The organism is Cupriavidus sp. UME77, assembly GCF_014170355.1.
Classification (GTDB): Bacteria; Pseudomonadota; Gammaproteobacteria; order Burkholderiales; family Burkholderiaceae; genus Cupriavidus; species Cupriavidus basilensis.
Window position 1 is genome coordinate 136,602 of the sequence record NZ_LZZU01000013.1, and the last position, 20,906, is coordinate 157,507.

A 20,906-nucleotide genomic window follows, 5' to 3' on the forward strand; every position below is an offset into this window, starting at 1 on the left:
CGAGCCCCACATCGCCGGTTGATTAGCTGCTCGGCTATTCGAACACGACGCCACCGGCATTGCGCATGGCACTAGCCAGTGCGCCGTCGAAAGTGGCCAGTGCAGCACCATTGCGCAACGCGAGATCCAGATAGGTCGCGTCATAAGCTGTTAGCCTGTGCTCGCGCGCTAAGGCCATGACGACTTCACGGCGCTCCGCCGGCGCGGCAGAGTCGGTCGTTATCGGGAGACTGCCGAGTTTGCTGACAAAATCCGCGACCTGCGCTTCGGTCACAATTTTTCGCCGCTCCGCCACCAGAAGCGCATTGGCGGTCTCCACATGCCATAGCGGCGGCACAACGACCTCGTTTGAGGTCAGCGCCGAGAGCACCTTGTCGGCACATTCCGCCTGGATTTGGTCCGCTCGTTCAAATAGCCATGCAAGTGCCATGGATGCATCTAGCACCAGTGTCATCGGCGCCCCTCCTCTATCCAATGTTCAAGATCGGCCAGGGCGACACCCGTCACACGCTTGGTCGCGCGCATTGCGGCTACCGCTTCTTCGCCACTGTGGCGAACGTTGTCCGCGCTCGGCACCAGATCTGCAATCGGGCGTCCACGCTGTGTAATTGTGAACCGCTCGCCTTGCTCCACTTTCCTAAGCAACTCGGGAAGCTTGGTCTTGGCATCGTAAGAACCGACTTCAACAAACATGCCTGACTCCATCTAGTCTATAGACCGGTCTAGTCTAGTGGATCTACTTCAGCATGTAAATGACTGCACGCTGCGTGAACGGCTGCGTGCCGTCTGGCAAGGTCTATGGGACGCGCAGCCTTGTACATCCGAGCCATGGTGGTCTCCCTGGCGATTTAGTGCGCCAAGGATAGCGCCGGTCGTCGAGACTTCCGTTGAGATATTTCAGATTCGAGGGGGACAAGGGGGACGATGCGCTGATCGACCGTAGCCGAGGTCATGGCGACTCTGCGCAATATCACGCCATCAACGCATCCGCCACCAGATATTCCCCCTCCCATCCCAGCGCCAGTTGCCGGCAGCGCCCAAGCGCCACCGCCTGGCGCTCGAAATCCACCACCATCACCGCGTCGGCCCAATCCGGGCGCGGCGGCTGCTCCGTGCTGCGGCCATCGCTGAGCAGCCATAGCCAGCGCTGCTGCGCCGGGCGCCGTCGCGCGGCGTGGGCCAGCAGCTGGCCGGCGCGCTCCATGCCGAGCGAGAGCGGCGTGCCGCCGCCGCCGGCGATCGGGCGGATCCAGGCTTCGCTCCATGGACGGGCGCGTGCCGGCTGCAGGCGGACTTCGGCGCGGCCGGCGGCGAAACACACCAGCGCCACCTCGGCGCGCGCCTGGTAGGCGCGTTGCAGCAGGCGCAGCAGCACGCCCTTGGCCAGCGCGAGCTGGCGGCCGTGCAGCATCGAGGCCGAGCCATCGAGCACGAAGCAGTGCAGCACGCCGGCGTGGGCCTGCTGTGCGCGCCAGCGCAGATGGCTGGGCGCAAACGGCTGGCTGCCCTTGGCGGCCAGCGTCCGTGTCCAGTGGATGCGCGAGCCGCCCGGGCGGCCGTGCGGTGCGGCAAGAAGTGGGGCAAAACGAGGGGCTTGCCACCGGTTGCCGCCTTGCCTGGAATCGGCGGCGGCCTGCCGGTGGCTCAGGCTTTTTTTGTGGGCAGCGGCCTCACGCCCTTGACCGGGGCAATGCCGGCCGCAGCGCTTGCCGGCGCAGGCGGGAGCGCCCCCCATGGGTTGTTGGCGGCTGCGTCGCCCGCATTGCGGCCATCGCCGCTGCCATTCGCGCTGCCATTCGCGTTGCCATCGCCATCGGCCTGCCTGCCGGCGTTGGGCGGCGCCTGGCGCCGGTGGTGCAAGACCAGTTCCGCCACGGTGTCCACATGCGCGGGCACCACCGCCGCGTCGCACTGCAAGGCAGCCAGCGCGCGCGCCGCGCGCAGCATCACCAGGTCGGCTCGCACGCCATCGACGGCGGCGGCCAGGCACAGGTGGCTGACACGCTCGTGCACGGCATCGCTGAACGACAGCGCGGACAGTGCGGCGCGCGCCAGCCGCACCTGGCGCGTGAGCGTTTCCTGTTCGGTGGCAAAGCGGGCGCGCAGGGCCACCGGATCGTTGTCGAACGCGAGCCGGGCCTTGACGATCGCCTGGCGCTGCGCGGCGTCCGTGCAGTTCTCCAGCGCGAGCGACAGGCCGAAACGGTCCAGCAACTGCGGGCGCAACTCGCCTTCTTCCGGGTTCATGGTGCCCACCAGCACGAAGCGCGCCTCGTGCTGGTGCGACACGCCGTCGCGCTCCACCACGTTGACGCCGCTGGCGGCCACGTCCAGCAACTGGTCGACGAGGTGATCCGGCAGCAGGTTGACTTCGTCCACATACAGCACGCCCTGGTGCGCGCGCGCCAGCAGGCCGGGGGCAAAGCGGACCTCGCTCTGCTTCAGTACGTGGCCGAGGTCGAGCGTGCCGATCAGTTGTTCCTCGCTGGCGCCAAGCGGCAGCGTGACGAACTGGCCTTCCGGCAGCAATTCCGCCAGGGCTCGCGCCGCGGTCGACTTGGCGGTGCCGCGCGGGCCGCTGACCAGCACGCCGCCGATGCCGGGGTCCACCGCGGCAAGCAGCAGCGCTTGCTGCAGGCGCTGCTGGCCAACCAGGGCGCTGAAGGGAAATGGCATGCGGGCGAGCCGGGCGGTTGCATTCATGAGGGGATTCCTTCGATTCCTTCGATTCCTTCAAGCGCCTGCTCGCTGTCGAGCAGGTGTTGTTCCAGTTGGGCGCGACGCTCGCCCGGCTCCTGCCACAGGCCGCGCTGCGCCGCTTCCAGCAGGCGCTCGCAGATGGCGTGCAGCGCGCGCGGATTGTGCTGGCGCAGGAAAGCGCGGGTGCCGGCGTCGTTCACATAGGCATCGGTCACCAGCGCGTATTGGTGATCGGCCACCACGCGCGTGGTGGCATCAAAGCCGAACAGGTAGTCCACCGTGGCGGCCATCTCGAACGCACCTTTGTAGCCGTGCCGCTTGACGCCGTCGATCCACTTGGGATTGACCACGCGCGCACGGATCACGCGGCTGATTTCTTCCTGCAGCGTGCGGATGCGCGGCGCCGCCGGGTTGCTGTGGTCGCCGTGGTAGATCGCTGGCTGCGCGCCGCCAAACTCGCGCGCGGCCGCCACCATGCCGCCCTGGAACTGGTAGTAGTCGTTGGCGTCGAGCAGGTCGTGCTCGCGGTTGTCCTGGTTCTGCACGACCGCGTCCAGGCTGGACAGGCGCTCGGCAAAGCTGGCGCGCGCCTCGACGCCATCCGTGCCTTGCCCATAGGCGTAGCCGCCGGCATGCAGGTAGGCCTGCGCCAGATCGCTGTCGTCCTGCCAGTTGCGGCTATCGATCAGGTCCTGCAGGCCGGTGCCGTAGCCGCCCGGGCGGGCGCCGAACACGCGCCAGCCGGCACGGCGGCGCGCATCGGGAGCGGGTACGCCCTCGGCTTCCAGCCGTGCGCGCTCGCTCTCGATGCGGGCGCGCACGGGATTGATTTCGGCGGGTTCGTCTAGCTCCGCCACCGCCTGCACGGCGGCATCGAACAGGCGCATGACGTTGGCGAAGGCATCGCGAAAGAACCCCGACACGCGCAGCGTGACGTCGACGCGCGGACGGTCGAAGATCGCCATCGGCAAGATCTCGAAGTCGGTCACGCGGTAGCTGCCTGCCGCCCACTTGGGCCGCACGCCCAGCAGCGCGAAGGCCTGCGCGATATCGTCGCCGCCGCTGCGCATGGTGGCGGTGCCCCACACGGACAGGCCAATGGATTGCGGGTACTCGCCGTGCTCCTGCAGGTGCCGCTCGATCAGCTGGTTGGCAGACTTCAGGCCCAGCGTCCATGCCGTGCGGGTTGGCACCGCGCGCGTATCGACCGAGTAGAAATTGCGCCCCGTGGGAAGGACATCAGGCCGGCCGCGCGAGGGCGCGCCGCTGGGGCCCGGCGGCACGAACTGCCCGGCCAGCCCGCGCGACAGTTGCCGCATTTCCTGCTGGCCGCAGGCATCCAGGCGCGGCATCACGTCCTGGCGCAGGCGCGCGAGCACGGCCGAGGCCAGCGGCAAGGCAACGTCGCCAGCCGCCTCGCCAGCCACATCGCCGAGCAACGCCGTGGCCAGCATCTCAAGGCGCTCGCGCGTATCGCCATGATGGCGCCACGGCCCGCCATCCAGCGTGGCCAGCTGCGCCGGACGCGGCCCTTGCCAAGGCGCGGACCAGTCGGCATCGAGCGGGTCGAAGCCATCGCCCAATGCCAGGTCGGCGGCCAGCGCCGCCAGCAAGCTGGCTTGCGCGCCCTTGCCGTCGCCCACCGGAAAGCGCCCGAGCGCGAGCAGCGTATCGCGCCGCTGGCGGCCCTGCGGCGACACGCCGAAAACGTGCAGGCCATCGCGGATCTGAGACTCCTTCAACTCGCACAGGTAGGCGTCGGTGCGGTTGAGCAGCGCATCTTCTCCATCGCTATCCGCCGGCGCATCCAGCCCCAGCTCACGATGCAGCTGCTGGTCCACGATCAGCTTCAGGATCTCCTTGCGCAGCATCCGCGCGCGGCGCGGGTCCACGGCCAGCGCCTCGTAGTATTCGTCGACCTGCCGCTCCAGGTCCTGCAGCGGGCCATAACTCTCGGCGCGCGTGAGCGGCGGCATCAGGTGGTCGATGATGACGGCCTGCGCGCGCCGCTTGGCCTGCGCGCCCTCGCCCGGGTCATTGACGATAAAGGGATAGAGATGTGGCAGCGGCCCGAGGATGGCATCGGGCCAGCAGGTATCGGCCAGCGCCACGCTCTTGCCGGGCAGCCATTCCAGGTTGCCGTGCTTGCCTACGTGAACGATGGCGTCGGCGCCGAAGCTGTGGCGCAGCCAGAAGTAGAACGCCAGGTAGCCATGCGGCGGCACCAGATCGGCATCGTGGTAGCTGGCGTAGCTCTGGCTGCCTTCCTCGCCCGGCAGCGCGTACGCCCGGGCAGGCTGCAGCCCGACGAACAGATGCCCGCTGCGCACGCCGGCGATCATGAAGCGGCCCTGCCGCACCATCGGGTCCTGGTCCGGGCTGCCCCAGCGCTCGGCAAGGGCGCGCTGGTTTTCCGCCGGCAGGCGGCTCAGGTGCGCCAGGTAGTCGGCCATCGACAGGCTCTGGAACGCCGGGCGCAGGTCGCGGTGCGCCAGGTCGTTGGTGATGCCCTGCGTGAGCCCGCGCATCAGGTCGTAGCCGTCGGCGGGCAGGCCTTCGCAGTGGTAGCCCTGCTCGCGCAGCATGCCGAGAATGCCCACGACGGAGGCCGGCGTATCCAGCCCCACGCCGTTGCCGATGCGCCCTTCGTTGGCCGGATAGTTGGCCAGCACCAGCGCCACGCGCTTGTCGGCATTGTCCAACTGCCGCAGGCGGCACCAGCGGCGGCTCAGCTCGGCCACGAAGGCGATGCGCTCCGCGTCGGGCTGGTAGCGCACCACGTCAACCTCGGTATGGGGGCAGCGATAGGCCAGCCCCTTGAAGCTGACGGCGCGCGTGATGATGCGCCCGTCCACCTCGGGCATGGCGATATGCATGGCCACGTCGCGCGGGCCCAGGCCCTGGCTGTCCTGCAGCCAGTCCTCGCGGTTGCCGCCGCTCAGGATCACCTGCAGCACCGGCGCGTCGCCGGCGAGCGCCAGGGTCTCGGGCGCGTCCAGCGACGAGACGGCAAACGCCGTGGTGTTCAGCACCAGCGCCGCGCCGTGCCCGGCGCACAGATGCTGCAGCACCTCGCGGCACAGCGTGTCCTTGAGTGAATTGACCGCCAGCGGCAGCGGGTTCATGCCCTGTGCGCGCAAGGCGGCGATGAGGGCATCGAACACAGCGGTGTTGCCAGCCTGCAGGTGGGCGCGGTAAAACACCAGCGCCACGACCGGCGCATCGGCATGGCCATCCCGCGCCCACTCCCGCTGCCAGTCCGCCGCGGTAGCCACGCCGTGTGCCGGGTGATAGATCGCCGCCTGCGGCAGCACGCGCGGCTGCAACGCAGGCTCGCCCCAGCCGAAAGCGTGATGCGCCAGGCAGCGGAAGAACTGTTCGGCGTTGTCCGCGCCGCCCTCGCGCAGGTAACGCCACAGGTTGCTGGCCAGCGCTTGCGGCGCGTTGCCGCGCGCGAGCAGGTTGGTGTCCTCGGCCAGGTCGCCGGAGAACATCACCAGCAGCTGGTTGCGCGAGCGCGCCAGTTCGGTCAGCCGCTCCAGGCCATAGGGCCAGTCGCTGTCGCCGCCAAGATGGTCGACCACCACCACGCGCGCGTGCTGCAGTACGTCGTCCACATACATGTCGAGCGAAGCCGGCTGGCGCAGGTACATCTGGTTGGCCAGCCGCACCGTGGGAAAGCCCTCTCCCAGGCGCGGGAAGACCCCGGCCAGCAGCGACAGCGTGGTATCCGCCGCGCTGAGCACCACGATTTGCGCCGGGCTTTGTTCAATGCGCACCACGCCGGCGTTATCGTCGACGAAGCCGCCCGGACGGGTGGAAAGCAGGTGCATCGGGTGTCTGGGCTGATGTGGGCTGATGTGGGCTGGATGGGCTGGTGCGGGCCTTTTGCCTTGCGCCTTACGCCTTACGCCGTACGCACGGCGGCGGCGCTCAGCGCGGCCTCCAGGGCAGCCTGCAGCGTGGGCTGGTCAAGCGCCTGGCCGATCAGCACGATGCGCGTGGATTGCGCCTCGCCCGGCAGCCAGCGGCGGTCAAAGTAGCTGTCAAAGCGCCGTCCCACGCCATGCAGCACCAGCCGCATGGGCTTGGCGGGCAGCTTGGCAAAGCCCTTGATGCGGTAGATGGTGTGGCTTTCCACCAGCCGGCGCAGGCCATCGATCAACGGGTCGCGGTCCACCTCGCCCAGCTCTACGACGACGGAGTCGAACTCGTCGTGATGGTGATCTGCGTGATCGGGATCGTCCGCCGAGCCGTGGTGATCCGGGCGCAGGTGAATGGTGTCTTCCGATGCGCGGTTCAGGCCCAGCAGCAGCTCGATATCCAGCTTGCCGCCCTGCGCGCCGACGATCTTCACTTCGGCGGGGATCTCCGGGCGGATCAACGCTTCCACGTCGGCGCGCTGCGCGTCGTCGATCAGGTCGGTCTTGTTGAGGATGACGAGGTCGGCCGCGCCGAGCTGGTCTTCGAACAGCGCATGCAGCGGGGACTCGTGATCGAGGTTGGGATCCGCCTTGCGCTGCGCGTCCACGGCGTCCGGGTCGGCGGCGAACTGGCCGGCCGCGGCTGCCGCGCCGTCCACCACGGTGACGACCGCGTCCACGGTGAAGGCGTTCTTGATGCTGGGCCAGTTGAAAGCCTGCACCAGCGGCTTGGGCAACGCCAGGCCGGAGGTCTCGATCAGCACGTGGTCGATATCGCCGCGGCGCTCCAGCAATTGCTCCATCACCGGGAAGAATTCCTCCTGCACCGTGCAGCACAGGCAGCCGTTGGCCAGTTCATAGAGCTGGCCATTGCTCTGGCCGGATTCGTCGCAGCCGATGCCGCAGCCCTTCAGGATCTCGCCATCGATGCCCAGCTCGCCGAACTCGTTGACGATGACCGCAATGCGCCGTCCGTTGGCGTTCTCGAGGATATGGCGCAGCAAGGTGGTCTTGCCGCTGCCAAGGAAGCCGGTGACGATGGTGGCGGGGATTTTACGGGTCTGCATGGCGGATAAGGGAATTCAGCGCTGGCGCTGGGGTTGAATCGGGGCGCGCGATGCGCGGCGTGGCAGGCCCTTCGCAAGTTACGTCTTGCGCAGCCGGTTGTCTGTTCCGGCAAACGGCGACGGGCCTGGCCGCGGCAAGGGGATCAGCATAAAGAGATCGCACGGAGCTGTCCACCCGCGGCGCGTCAGCGTGGCGCGGGCTGCCGCCGGCCACGCCACCACTCCGCAAAGGCGCCAGCGCCAACCAGCAGCAGCACCAGCGCAGCGGTCCAGAGCGCCCCGCGCGGCGCCAGGCCACTGAGCGGAGCGGGCGCGGCGAGCTTGAGCACGCGGCTTTCGAGCAATTGGCCTGTCACTTGGCCTGTCACTTGGCCGGTCGCGGGATGCGGCGCCGGTGCTGGCGGGGGCTTGGCCTGCCGGGCCGGCGGCGGACTCGCACGGGATGCGTCGGGCGGTGCAGCCCGGCCAGACGCCGCGGCCGGCGCGGCTGGCTCGCGCCCCGGCATGGCTGTCGCCAGCCGCGCGGAGAATTCGCGCAGCGCCTGCGTGGGCAGCCGGGCTTGCTGCCCCAGCCCGGCGATGTACTGCATCAGCACGGGATTGCCGCAGCTATTGGCCGAGCAGGACAAGCCGTCGCGATTGACCGACGCCACATAGCGCCGTGCCATATCGGCACGCTCGGCAGGCGTGAAGCGGTAGCTCCCCTGCCGGTCCACTTCCAGCAGCCGGGCCAGGATGCCCTGCCGCGCGTGCGGGTTGTTCTGCGCAAAGAAAGCGTCCATGCCCAGGCCGTTCTTGTCGGCCACATAGACGTCATAGGTGTTCTGCCAGAAGCTGCCGCTCATCTGCTCCGGGCTGGTGGCCTGGAAGCCGTAGAGATGCTCGATCTCCTTGAACATCTCGCGCGCGCCGGCATAGCCCGAGCGCTGCATGCCTTCGATCCAGCGCGGGTTCCAGTTGCGCGCGTTGAGCTCGGTGGCCAGCCAGGTACGGGCATCCACGGTCTGCTCTTCGCCGGCGCGGCGCAGGTTGTGCAGCCAGAAGCGTGGCGCCTGCCCGCTGACGGCGCGCGTGGCCATGTTGAGGCCGCCGGCGTACTGGTAGGTATCGTCGTTGTCGAGCGCGCCGTAAAGCGTGCTGGCGCGCGAGAACAGCACGGCCTGGTTGGATTTGAGGTGGCTGGCCAGCGCCTGCGGCGCGGTCTCGCCCCAGCCTACGCTGGAGAACGCAAAGTTCATGTAGCGCAAGTACTGCCGCGCCAGCGCGCCCGGCGGCTCTCCGGCCTGCGCCGCGTCCTTGCTCTGCTCCACCATCTGCTGCACGCCGATGCTGTAATTGCCGGGCTTGGCGGCGAACACGCGGGCGCGGGCCAGGCGCGCGGCAAGTTGCGGCTCCACGCCGGCTGCCAGCAGCGTGGCCTGCGCTTCGCGGTCGTGGCGGCTGACGGCGTTGTCGCCGGCGGCGGCGGCCAGGCGCGCGGCCTTGTCCAGCAGCGCCACCTTGTCGCCGAAGCCGTCGCGGTAGATGCCGGAGATGGTGAACAGCACATTGACGCGCGGGCGGCCAAGTTCGGCATCGGGGATCAGGCGCACATCCTCCACCACGCCGCGCGCGTTCCAGACCGGCTCCACGCCCATCAGGTAGAGCGCCTCGCTCTCCATCGCGCCTTGGTGACGCTCGGTCTCGCCGTACCACAGCACCATCGACACCTGCTCGGGCGCCTTGCCGGTTTCCTCGCGATAGCGCGCGAGCGTCTGCGCGGCCAGTTGCTTGCCTAGCTGCCAGGCCGCAGGCGTGGGGATCAGCGCGCCGTCGAAGGCGTGCAGGTTGCGCCCCGTGGGCAGGCCCTGCGGGGTGCGCACGGGGTCTCCCAGCGGCGCGGTCGGCAGGTAGTGGCCGGACAGCACGGTCACCAGGCCATCCAGCTCGCGGCGCGGCGATTCGCGCAGATTGGCCAGCCAGGCGCGCGTACTGGACAGCGCGGTTTTTACCTTCTCCGCCAGCGGCGGCGGCAATGGCGCGCTGGCAGCGCCGTCCGGCTCGCGGCCTTCTGCCAATGCGCCGGCCCAGCGCGAGAGCGTGCCCTTGCCGAGCACCCGCGTCTCGCTCGCGTCGAATGCGCTTTCCAGCACGGTGGCCAGCGCCTGGCGCTGCGCATCCAGCGGCGGCAGCTCGCCCAGCGTGTGAATGCCCAGCGGCACCGGCTCGGCTTCCACCTTATGCAAGAAGCGGTGGATCACCGGCTCGACCTGCTCCCATGGCGCGCCGAGATCCAGCCCAAGCTGGCGGTCCAGCCCGAGGGCGCGGATCTGCGCCAGCGCCTGCAGGCGGTATTGGTCCGCCAGCGCGGGGGAGCTGTCGGCGGCGGCCTCCTGCTGCTCGATCACCTCGTCGAGCTTGGCCAGTTTGTCCGGCCAGCCGGCGCGGGCGATCAACGGGGTGAGGTGGCTGACCAGCACGGCGGCGCTGCGGCGCTTGGCCTGGATGGCTTCGCCGCCGCCGTCCTGGATGTAGTAGTAAGCGTTGGGCAGGTCGCCCAGCAACACCTCGGCGCTGTCGTCGCCGCCTTGCCCCACCTGCTTGCCAGGCAGCCATTCGAGCGTGCCGTGGCGGCCCACGTGGACCAACGCGTCCGCGCCGAAGGCGTGGCGATACCACAGGTAGGCGGCGATATACGAGTGCGGCGGCGGCGTCACCGTATCGTGCGAGCTGTCCATCGCTCGCGCGAAGGTGGAGCGCAGCGGCTGCGGGCCAACGAACAGATTGCCGAAGCGCAGGCCCGGAATCACGAAATCCTGCCCGCCATGGCCGTCACCCACCAGCATCAGCGGATTGCGCTCGGGCGGGCCCCAGGCGGCCACCACCGACTGGCGAAACGCCGCGGGCAAGGCATCGAACCAGCGCTTGTACTGCGCCATCGGCAGCAGCGTAACGCGGCCGCGCGACACCATCTCGGCCAGTTCGCCGGGCGACCATTCCTCCATGTTGCGGCCATTGCGCTCCAGCAGCGCGGTCAGCTCGGCAGTGTTCGGCAGCGTGGCGCCCGTGCGGTAGCCCGCCTCGCGCAGCCGCGCCATGACCTGCACCAGCGAGGGTAGCGTAGCCAGGTAGCTGGCGCCGATATTGCCGCGGCCCGGCGGATTGTTGTAGTAAAGGATGGCGATGCGCTTGTCCGCCGCGGGCTTGTCCTGCAGCGCGATCCAGCGCCGCACGCGGGCCACCGCAGCGTCCGCCCGCTCCGGCACGGCACGACTGGCCTTGGCGCCGTGCTCGTCCTCCAGCGTGGCGAACAGGATCGGCTCCGAGGCGCCGGCCCGCTCGGGCGTGTTAAGCAGCAGCGGCAGGCGCTCGCCGCCGATGCCGCGCGCATCGGCCCGCCAGCCGGCCTGGCTGTCGCGCGTGGCGATCAGGTTGATGGCATGCAGGCCATGGCGCTCCAGCCAGGTCTTGTCCTCGGCGCGGCTGATGGTGAGGTTCATCGTCAGCAATGCCCGCAGCGGGCTCTGGCCGTCGATCGTGAGCATCGGATCCAGCCCGGACAGCGGCCAGCCGAACACCGGCACCGCGCCGATGCCCTGGCGCTCCAGCGCCACTATCAGCGCATCGATATGCGCGAGATCCTGCTGCCGATAGTTGCTGGCATAGAAGGCAATGCCGACCAGCGGTGCGCCGGCCGGCAGGCCGCTTTTGCCGGCGCGGTACCAGGCGAGATAGTCCTTGAGCGTGGCAAATGCTTGCGCTGCGCGTGGATGATAGATGCCGGCGGCGGGCAGCGGGCGCGGCGGCGGCACGGCCATGGCCCGCTCGCCGCGCACGGCGGCCACCAGCCAGGCCATCCAGCCCGCAAGGTTGTCAGCGCCGCCGGCACTCCAGTAAGCCTCGGCGGCCTGGTTGCGCGCGGCGTCCAGGCCAAAGCCCCAGGCGGCCTCGGCGGACGCTGCCGGCGCCGCCAGCACCAGCGCGCCGCGCTGCCGCGCCTGGCGCACGGCCGGCGCCATCTGGCGCAGCACGGCCGTGGGAACGAAATACGCGTAGATGACATCGGCGGCGGCGACTTGCGCCGCATCGGGCGCTGCCGTCACGGCGTCCAGCACCACCCTGCCCGGCCCGGCTAGTTCGCGCAGGCGCGCTTCGGCAGCGGGCAGCAGGTGTGTATTGGTGGTGACCAGCAGCACACGTACCGGGGCAGGCTGTCCGGGTTCGGCGGCGCGGGCATGGCCCGGGCCGCCGAGGCATGCGCACAGCAGCCCAAGCATCAGCAGCAGCCAACGCTGCCACAGCGAAACCCGCCGCGCCGAAGCCATCAACGCGCGCCCGGGGCCGAGGCCGCGCCGGCCGCCGCGCCTTCCGGCACATACACCACGCTGCCATCCGGCAACTGGTAAGCCACGCCCAGCCGGGTGCCCTCGCCCGTCTTCTGCCGCGGGGACATTTTGCTGACCTTGACCTCCTTGCGGTTCTTCTCCAGCAATTGCAGCTCGCCGGTGCGCGGATCGCGCTGGACCAGGGTGAACTGCGAATCGGGATTGAGCAGCTGGGTCAGGCTGAACGCTTGCGTGAGCGCCACCATCAGGCCCACGGCAAAGACGATGGAGGCATCGAACAGGTTGGCCACGCCGGCCAGCGGGTCCTCCCGATGCACCGAGGCAAGCTCGCCCTGCGCGCGGCGCCGCCGCACGAAGCGCCGCCGCCTGAACTGGTGTCCCTGGCCCGCGTCCATCAGGCCTGGGTCCCGGCCAGATGGATGGCGGCGCGCGCGTGCGCTGCGGGCGCCACCGGTTCGGGCATGGCCCGCAGCACCAGCTCGCACAGGTTTTCCATTTCCTTGAGATCGCTGCGCGCCCAGCGCTCGCGCGTGAGCGTCAGCACGTAGGCGATGCCGCCCAGCACCAGCCCGCAGACGACCGCGCCAAAGCCGATCACCAGGTGGTTGACCATGCCGGCCATGTCGCCGCCGAGCAGCGATTGCAGCGCCGGCCCGAGCGGGATGATGGTGCCGGCCAGGCCCAGCATCGGCGCGATGCGCACCAGCGTGCGGGTCAGGTCGAGCCGGTTGGCCACGCGCATCTCCTCGCGTTGCAGCGTTTCGTCCAGCCACAGGTCAAGGTGTTCATGCGAATCGAGCCGGGCGAGCCGTTCTTCCAGCATGCCCCAGAAGCGGGCTAGCGAAGGCGACAGCAATGCCGCGTCCAGATGTGCCCGCGTGCCATTTTGCAGGCTGGAGGCCAGCGCATTGGCCAGCGCGGGGAGATCGCTGCGCGGCGCCACGGCGCGGCGCCGGGACTGCACGATCAGGCTGCCGAGATCGGCTAGCGAGAGCACGAACAGCACCAGCAAGGCCAGCGCGACCGGCCAGAAGAACGCCGTGGAAAGGCGGAAGAAAATCTCGGTGACGACGCTTTCCATTGTGATTGGCGGCAATTGGGTTAGGCGGATCGGCAGGTCACAGCCGGCCCCGGCGCAGTATTGTACGTCGCAGGTGCCCTCTTATCCCAAGCCAGGACCCGCCCGCGATTACCTTGCCGCCAAGGCCTCAGGGCCAGCTGTCGCGCGCATACACGCCCGACTGCGCGCGCAGCCGCGCGGCGCGTTCGGCCACCCGGGCATCCGTGTAGAACGGCGGATCTGCCAGCACCAGGCCGTTCTCCCCGGCTTCTTCCACCAGGATCTGCAGGTACTCGGTCATGTGCGAGGCCGTGTAGTCGTTGGTGTCATGAAAGCTCACCACGATCGGCACCACGCCCCCCATCGATGGCAGCCGCTGCTCGGCGATGGCCACCTTGACCTGCGCCAGCTCGCTATTCATATGGGAGCGGCGGCGCAGGCTGATATGCCAGCCGTAGATCTTGCCGTCACGCGCGTTCACGTCCGACATCAGCATGCCCAGGCCGAGCTTGCGGTAGACCGCCTGCACCGCATCGTTGTAGGCCCAGTTGGGCGGGCGTACCAGCTGGGCCGCGCCGCGGCATTGCGCGATGATGTCGGCCTCGCCCGACAGCAGCGACGCCTCCAGTTCTTCGGGCGACATGCGCGTATGCGAGAGATGCCCGATCGGCAACCCGCTATGCACCGCCAGCCGATGGCCGGCGAGGCAGGTTGCGTGCATCTGCGCTTTGCCGGCCTCGCCGCCGCCGCGCCTCGGGTGAGCGGTCTGCACGAAGAAGAGCGCTTTGATGCCCGGCGTCACCGGGTTGTCGGCAAGCTGGCGCAGAATCAGCGGCGTGCTGCCATCCTCGCCGGCATCGGGGCCGTCGTCGAAGGTGAGCAGGAAGCGGATAGGTGGAAGCGGCCGCTGCGCGCGCAGGGCGGCCAGCTGGACCGCGGGCAGCGCGCTCGCTGGCATGTCGGTGGGGGCTGCCTGCGCGGCCGCGCAGGCGAGACTCAGGCTGCACGCCAGGGTCCCGGCGGCGAGATGAACAAAATGGGAAAAGCGCATGCGGGGCGTCCGGTTCGCCACTTCGGGCGCTCTTTGGCGCGCTGCGCGGGCAATCCGGAATGAATCTCAGCTAAGGAAATGGGGGCGAACCGCAGCCATGTGCGCGAACCGCCGCAGCGCTCGCCGTGGCCCCGGCAAAAAGCAAGATGGCATTGTGCCATATCGTATTGGCGCGCTTTTGCGCTGGCGCAGCCGAGTCCGCGCACCGAAAAAAGCCAGGCCATGAAACATGGCCTGGCGGGCAAATCGGCAGCAGGGGGCACTGCTGCCTGCGGGTCAGGGACGCCGTTTTGGACACCCCGGCCGACAGGTTAGCGGCTCCCCCATTTTGCAAACGCAAACAACTGTGTCACTGCGCCTCACCCGTCTGGCGATCCCGCAAGACGATGCACTTGGCGCGCGCATGGATCGCACAGTCCGGCTCTGTCGAAAAGCGTGAAAGGCGGCGGCAATGCGCAAAGCGCACAGGCATGCCGCCTAGCCAGCATCGGACGGCCATGAGGCTATCGCTGCCACCCGGTGCAAATGTCAACAATTGTGAACACCGAGCCGGAGCGGGCTCAGTAGGTTTCGTCGGCGGGATCGATCATCAGGTGAAGCTGCCTGGCAAGCTCGGCCAGCACCGGCTCGTCCGCGCTGCGGATCATCCATCCCGCGTAGGCGTCCGCCTGCGTATCCCAGCACCACAGCGTAAAGCCGGCCGCTTGCAACGAGACCTGCGCGATCGCCATCAAGCCGGGCACATCCTTGCCCGCGAGGAAGGCCGCCGCGAGTGGCTCGGGCGCGCCCCAGTCCACGCGCAGGCCGACGCGGTCGCACAAGGCTTGCACACCGCGCACCACGGCGGCCGTGTCTTTCCATTCCACGTAAAAGCCTGCGGCGCCGATCGCTTCGGTCAGCGGCCATAGCAGCATATGGCCCTCGCAGCCGGTCTCGGTGCGCGCAAGCGCATGCTGGAACGCGGTCCAGTACTTGTCCGCGGCATCCTGGTCGTGCAGAGAAATCAGCAGGATCAGCTCGCGCACGGCGTCCTGCGTTTCACTCGGGAGCACAGTGGTCATAGGCTTCTGGCAGGTTGGGAACACAGGGAACGGAAGGGGTTCGATGCTGGCAGGCCACAGCGTGATGCCGCAAGCCGGCGCGGTGGTTGACTCGAATGCCGGAACCTTGTGCGAGCATCCGAGTGGCTGAACGTCGGGCGGTGCTTTGCCCAACGCCGGGAAAATGGCAGCCCCCTATTCTGACAAAGGTTGGTGCGAGGCGCTACTACACATAAGCATGGAAAGCGCATCGAAGGCGCGCCGATCGTCTCGCAGGAGCAGCCCATACGCATTGCCTTACGGCACGAAAAACGCAAAGTTTAGGACGTGTCCTATTCGGCGGAAAAAGCCGGAAGAAAAAGATTGCCAAGCGCGCGCCGCCTTTGTTACCCTTCGCCCCGTTATCGCTTCGGAGTCATCTCCATGGACAGTTGTTCTAGTTGGCCTTACGGCCAAACCTTGAACGGCTAGGCAAGTCCAGGCGTCTTACCGCCACTGCCTAGCCGATACCGGCGGGTAGTGGTCCGTTGCACGGGTTCTCCGTGCGACCCCCTCCCAGTTCGTTGCAAATGCCTGCGGCCATCCCGCCGCGAGAATGCGTTCGTCCGCAGTTTCGCGATGCGTTATCCGCCGCTGCCTGCGCGCGCCATCGAGCGTTAGCGCCAGGAGGCCCCATGCCGTCCCTCTTCATCGCACAACATGCCTTGCTGGCGCTGCAGATCCTGCGCTGCCACGCCGGCGGGCCAGGCAGCGCCGCTGTCCTCCTGCTCACGCTGGCCCTGCCGCCCGCGCGCCATGCCGCAGCGCGTCATGACGCCGCACAAGGGCCTCGGCCGGGCTGACGCGCGCGCCGCTGTCACGCTCACCGCATCCGGCGAAGGCGGCGCGACGCGCCCGCCTTTGCCGCTCCTCGCCTCACTCCAGCATCGCCGCCCGGCACGCCGGGACTTTTGGGAAACCGCACCGATGAACCTGATGAAAACGCTCTTCGTCGCCTTCCTGCGCACGCGCCGGGCGACCCACCACTTCCGCCGGCTGGCGATATTCGAGTCGCTGGGCAAGCCGGGGCCGTCGCGCACCGTGCCAGAGCAGTTGGCGCAATCGCTCAAGCGCGCCGCGCGCGAGGACGTGCCGGCCGTGCTGGTACGCATGCACTCCCACGAGGACGGGCTGACCAGCGCCGAGATGGAGGAAAAGCTCAAGCAGTTCGGCCCGAACGAGGTCGACCATGAGAAGCCGCTGCCGGCGTGGCTGCACCTGTGGCATTCGTACAGCAACCCGTTCAATCTGCTGCTGACACTTCTGGCGGCGATTTCCTATTTCACCGAGGACATGAAGGCAACGATCGTCATCGGCACCATGGTGACGCTGTCCACGCTGCTGCGCTTCGTGCAGGAGCGGCGCTCCAACCAGGCCGCGGAGAGCCTCAAGGCCATGGTCAGCACCACCGCCACGGTGATCCGGCGGGACCTTTCGGCCGGCGTTGCCGCCTTCAGCGCGGAGTACTTCAACGTGCACGTGCATTCCCGCCCGCCGCACAAGATCGAAGTGCCTATCCGCAAGCTGGTGCCGGGCGACCTGGTCGCACTCTCGGCCGGCGACATGATTCCCGCCGACTGCCGCATCATCGCGGCCAAGGACCTGTTCATCAGCCAGGCGGCCATGACGGGCGAATCGCTGCCCGTGGAGAAATTCGCCGAACTGCGCGATCGCCACGACAGCCCGCTGGAGCTCTCCAACATCGCCTTCATGGGCACCAATGTAGTCTCGGGCGCCGCCACCGCCGTGGTGCTGGCCACCGGCAACCACACCTACTTCGGCACGCTGGCCGAGCGCGTCACCAGCACCGACCGCTCGGCCACGGCCTTCCAGGCTGGCGTCAACCAGGTGAGCTGGCTGCTGATCCGCTTCGCGCTGGTGATGGCGCCGCTGGTGCTGCTGGTCAACGGCTTTACCAAGGGCGACTGGACGCAGGCCTTCCTCTTTGCCTTGTCCGTCGCGGTAGGGCTCACGCCCGAGATGCTGCCGATGATCGTGACCTCCACGCTGGCCAAGGGCGCGGTGATGTTGTCGCGCCGCAAGGTCATCGTCAAGCGGCTCGACGCGATCCAGAATTTCGGCGCCATGGACGTGCTGTGCACCGACAAGACAGGCACGCTGACGCAGGACAAGATCGTGCTGGAGCGCCACACCGATGTGCTGGGCCGCATCAGCACCGACGTGCTCAAGCACGCTTACCTGAACAGCTACTACCAGACCGGCCTGAAGAACCTGCTCGACCGCGCGGTGCTCGATCACGTGGAGCTGCAAAGCGAGCTCAAGCTGACGCAGCATTACAGCAAGGTCGATGAAATCCCGTTCGATTTCGAGCGACGCCGCATGTCGGTGGTGGTGGCCGAGCGCGAGGATCACAACGAGCTGATCTGCAAAGGCGCGGTGGAGGAAATGCTGGGCATCTGCACGCGCGTGCAGATCGATGGCGCGGCGCAAGCGCTGGACGCCGACATGCTGGCGCGCGTGCGCCAGGTGACGCACGACCTCAACGAGGAAGGCCTGCGCGTGGTCGCGGTGGCCATGAAGGAAACGCCCACCACGCAAACGCAGTACAGCGTGGCTGACGAATGCGAGCTGACGCTGGTCGGGTACATCGCTTTTCTCGATCCGCCCAAGGATTCCACGCTGCCCGCGCTCAAGGCGCTGGCCGAGCACGGCGTCACGGTGAAAGTGCTGACCGGCGACAACGAACTGGTCACCGCCAAGATCTGCCGCGAAGTGGGGCTGCCCGTCACGCGCGTGCTGCTGGGGCCGGACATCGAGAAGATGGACGCCCCAACGCTGGCCCGTGCCGTGGAAGACCACAACGTATTCGCACGCCTGTCGCCGCTGCACAAGGAGCAACTGGTGCTGGCGCTGCGCGCCAACGACCACGTGGTTGGCTTCATGGGTGACGGCATCAACGATGCACCCGCGCTGCGCGCGGCCGATATCGGCATCTCGGTAGACAGCGCGGTGGATATCGCCAAGGAAGCCGCCGACCTCATCCTGCTGGAAAAGAGCCTGATGGTGCTGGAAGAAGGCGTGATCGAAGGCCGGCGCACCTTCAGCAATATGCTGAAGTACATCCGCATGACGGCCAGCTCCAACTTCGGCAACGTGTTCTCGGTGCTGGTGGCCAGCGCCTTCCTGCCCTTCCTGCCGATGCTGCCGCTGCAACTGCTGGTGCAGAACCTGCTGTACGACGTCTCGCAGATCGCGATTCCGTTTGATCGCGTGGACAAGGAACTGGTGGCGCGGCCACTGCGCTGGAACCCGGGCGACATCGGCCGCTTCATGGTGGTCTTCGGCCCGATCAGCTCGATCTTCGATATCACGACCTATGTGGTGATGTGGTACGTGTTCGCCGCCAACAACGTGGAGGCGCAGGCGCTGTTCCAGTCCGGCTGGTTCGTGGTCGGGCTGCTCACGCAAACGCTGATCGTGCACATGATCCGCACGCCCAAGCTGCCGTTCATCCAGAGCCGCGCGGCGTGGCCGCTGACGTTGGCCACGGTGGCCATCATGGCCGTGGGCATCTGGCTGCCAATGGGCCCGCTGGCGGCGTACTTCAAGCTGGAAGCATTGCCGCCGGGCTATTTTCCCTGGATGATCGGCATCGTGCTGGGCTACGCCCTGCTGGTGACGGCGGTCAAGCGCTTCTATATCCGACGCTTTGGCTGGCAATAAGCTCTGGGCGGCGCCGATCGCGATGCTTGCGCGAGAGGCGCCGCCCATGACATCGGCGTGACACCTGGCCGGCGTAAAAAGACGCGAGCGGTTCCATAACAATAACTTTCAAGCCCGGGAAAACCATCATGTCCCTCCAAGCCTTTCAGAACATCAACCTTGACTCGCTGCTCGACACCGCCGTCAGCCTGAGCACCGCCTTCATCCTCGGCGCGGTAATCGGCTACGAGCGGCAGATCCGCCAGCGCACGGCCGGCCTGCGCACCAATGTGCTGGTGGCGGTAGGCGCCGCCATCTTCGTCGACATGGCCAACCGCATGGCAGGGCACGACGGCGCGGTGCGCGTGGTGGCCTATGTGGTCTCGGGCATCGGCTTTCTCGGTGCCGGCGTGATCATGCGGGAGGAAGGCAATGTGCGGGGATTGAATACCGCGGCCACGCTATGGGGGTCGGCGGCGATCGGCGCCAGCGCGGGCGCGGACCTGATTCTCGAGGCCGGGCTGGGCTGCCTGTTTGTGCTGGCGGCCAATACCCTGTTGCGGCCAGTGGTGAATCGCATCAACCAGCAGCCAATGGATACGACCGCGGTGGAGGTGACCAACACGGTCTATGTGATTGCGCCGCGGTCCGCGCAGAAGCTGGCGTTGCGCTTGCTTGAAGATACGCTGGAGGCGGGGAACTACCCGACCCGGGACCTGGAGGTGCATGCGTTCGGGGATAGCGATGTCGAGATTGAGGCGGTGCTTACGTCGACCTCCGTCGATGGGGATGTGCTGGATCGATTGATGGCGGAACTGGCGGAGTCGGAGCATATTCATCAGGCGTTTTGGAGTCCTAGTACGACGGATTGATTTTGGGATGAGTTGGTTGATTGGCTGGCTGGGGTTTATGGTCGTTTTTGATGCGGCGTTGGTTTTTGTAACCAAGGGCCATGCGACATTGCCCTGCCAGGGGTGTCGCTGTTTACTTCGTCGGCGTTGGCATCGTGCACCCAAGAGCCATACGACATCCCCCTGCGGGGGCTGCCGGTCACTTTTCTTTGACCGGCAAAGAAAACTAACGAAAAGAAAGCCGCCCTGCCGGGAGCAGAGCAATAAGGCTGTTTTTGCCTCGATGGTTGCGTCGTACGGCCCGGAGTGTTGGCTAGCCAATCCTACCGGCCCAAAGGACATCGTTTCTGCATGACCCATGGGTTACGTGGTGCGGCCCCTGACCTCGTGTGCGGTGACCGTTCCCACATCTGCCGTTCCCGGGGCGAAGTGCTGCGCCGTTTCGGGTGTGGCTGGTTTCGTGGTTTTGTCTCGGAGGACGAGCGTCGTGGGGGGTCTGAGCACGGCCCTCGCGGGCGGGCCACGGTGCCCACCACGAAACCAGAGGAGTTGATAGCAAGGTGCCGCTCGCGCCGGTACGGCAGGGCATCAAATGGCCGGGCGGCCGCCGCCAGAGACAAAACCACGAAACCACCAGGGCAGGCAGGATCGTGGCGTTGCGCACCGCGAACGGCAGATGCCCGAACGCGCACCGAGCAAAGCGATCAGGGGCACCACCACGTGACCATTGAGTCATGCCGTAGCGATGACCTCAAAGCCGGTTGGACACGCCAGCCAACACTCCGGGCCGTACGACGCAACCACCGCCCCACATAAGCCTTATTGCTCTGCCCCCGGCAGGGCGGCTTTCTTTTCGTTAGTTTTCTTTGCCGGTCAAAGAAAAGTGACCGGCAGCCCCCGCAGGGGGATGTCGTATGGCCCTTGGGTGCAAAAACCAACGCCGATGAAATAAGCAACGACCAACCCGTCGTACGGCACCTTGGGTGCAAAAGCCAACGCCGTATCAATCAAATCCGAAGCTTGGACAAGAGCCAACAGTCCCCCCCTTGACCCCCCAAAAATTCACCGAAAAAACCCACTAGGCGGCACCCCAAACTGCCTCCTGAACATAGTAGAAAACGCACTAGGACTCTCATACCCCAGATCCAACGCCACATCCACCACCTTAGCCCCGGCGGCCAGCCCCT

The 20,906-nt window shown here is 67.4% G+C and carries 15 protein-coding genes; 3 read left to right on the plus strand and 12 right to left on the minus strand.

Annotated features, from left to right (window positions below):
* Positions 1-34: 34 nt before the first annotated feature.
* The 11 genes from A9975_RS06220 to A9975_RS06270 form a co-directional block, all read right to left on the minus strand.
* Positions 35-454 (minus strand): type II toxin-antitoxin system VapC family toxin, encoded by a 420-nt coding sequence (locus A9975_RS06220; protein WP_183031861.1) that lies wholly within the window; start codon positions 452-454, stop codon positions 35-37.
* Positions 451-693 carry a type II toxin-antitoxin system Phd/YefM family antitoxin gene (locus A9975_RS06225; RefSeq protein ID WP_183031862.1) on the minus strand — a complete coding sequence of 81 codons (243 nt, stop codon included), beginning with the start codon at positions 691-693 and terminating at the stop codon, positions 451-453. The genes A9975_RS06220 and A9975_RS06225 overlap by 4 nt, the downstream gene beginning before the upstream one ends.
* Positions 694-970: 277 nt before the next feature.
* Positions 971-1,735 (minus strand): VWA domain-containing protein, encoded by a 765-nt coding sequence (locus A9975_RS37745; RefSeq protein ID WP_220810642.1) that lies wholly within the window; start codon positions 1,733-1,735, stop codon positions 971-973.
* Complete coding sequence (locus A9975_RS06235; RefSeq protein ID WP_183031864.1) at positions 1,645-2,703, minus strand: ATP-binding protein; 1,059 nt, start codon at positions 2,701-2,703, stop codon at positions 1,645-1,647. Before A9975_RS06235 ends, A9975_RS37745 begins: the two co-directional genes overlap by 91 nt.
* Positions 2,700-6,533 carry a cobaltochelatase subunit CobN gene (cobN, locus tag A9975_RS06240; RefSeq protein ID WP_183031865.1) on the minus strand — a complete coding sequence of 1,278 codons (3,834 nt, stop codon included), beginning with the start codon at positions 6,531-6,533 and terminating at the stop codon, positions 2,700-2,702. Before cobN ends, A9975_RS06235 begins: the two co-directional genes overlap by 4 nt.
* A gap of 74 nt (positions 6,534-6,607) precedes the next feature.
* Positions 6,608-7,690, minus strand: coding sequence for a cobalamin biosynthesis protein CobW (cobW, locus tag A9975_RS06245; protein ID WP_183031866.1), 1,083 nt, complete (start codon positions 7,688-7,690; stop codon positions 6,608-6,610).
* 185 nt (positions 7,691-7,875) lie between these two features.
* Positions 7,876-11,994, minus strand: a complete 4,119-nt coding sequence (locus A9975_RS06250; RefSeq protein ID WP_183031867.1) for a cobaltochelatase subunit CobN — start codon at positions 11,992-11,994, stop codon at positions 7,876-7,878.
* Complete coding sequence (locus tag A9975_RS06255; RefSeq protein ID WP_174428072.1) at positions 11,994-12,410, minus strand: DUF2149 domain-containing protein; 417 nt, start codon at positions 12,408-12,410, stop codon at positions 11,994-11,996. Before A9975_RS06255 ends, A9975_RS06250 begins: the two co-directional genes overlap by 1 nt.
* Complete coding sequence (locus A9975_RS06260) at positions 12,410-13,096, minus strand: MotA/TolQ/ExbB proton channel family protein (RefSeq protein ID WP_174428071.1); 687 nt, start codon at positions 13,094-13,096, stop codon at positions 12,410-12,412. Before A9975_RS06260 ends, A9975_RS06255 begins: the two co-directional genes overlap by 1 nt.
* Before the next feature lie 127 nt (positions 13,097-13,223).
* Positions 13,224-14,126 carry a polysaccharide deacetylase family protein gene (locus A9975_RS06265; protein WP_183031868.1) on the minus strand — a complete coding sequence of 301 codons (903 nt, stop codon included), beginning with the start codon at positions 14,124-14,126 and terminating at the stop codon, positions 13,224-13,226.
* A 560-nt stretch (positions 14,127-14,686) separates the two neighbouring features.
* Positions 14,687-15,187, minus strand: a complete 501-nt coding sequence (locus A9975_RS06270; protein ID WP_255503084.1) for a hypothetical protein — start codon at positions 15,185-15,187, stop codon at positions 14,687-14,689.
* A 653-nt stretch (positions 15,188-15,840) separates the two neighbouring features.
* Here A9975_RS06270 and A9975_RS06275 point away from each other — a divergent pair.
* The 3 genes from A9975_RS06275 to A9975_RS06285 all read left to right on the plus strand — a co-directional run bounded on the left by A9975_RS06275 (position 15,841) and on the right by A9975_RS06285 (position 19,740).
* Positions 15,841-16,008 (plus strand): hypothetical protein, encoded by a 168-nt coding sequence (locus A9975_RS06275; RefSeq protein WP_183031869.1) that lies wholly within the window; start codon positions 15,841-15,843, stop codon positions 16,006-16,008.
* Positions 16,009-16,132: 124 nt separating this feature from the next.
* Positions 16,133-18,889 (plus strand): magnesium-translocating P-type ATPase, encoded by a 2,757-nt coding sequence (mgtA, locus tag A9975_RS06280; protein ID WP_183031870.1) that lies wholly within the window; start codon positions 16,133-16,135, stop codon positions 18,887-18,889.
* A gap of 128 nt (positions 18,890-19,017) precedes the next feature.
* On the plus strand, positions 19,018-19,740 hold the full coding sequence (locus tag A9975_RS06285) for an MgtC/SapB family protein (protein WP_183031871.1): 723 nt from the start codon (positions 19,018-19,020) through the stop codon (positions 19,738-19,740).
* Positions 19,741-20,781: 1,041 nt separating this feature from the next.
* On the opposite strand, the gene A9975_RS06290 is transcribed toward A9975_RS06285, so the two are convergent.
* The coding region (locus A9975_RS06290; RefSeq protein WP_183031872.1) for a helix-turn-helix domain-containing protein at positions 20,782-20,906 on the minus strand (125 nt) is incomplete at its 5' end.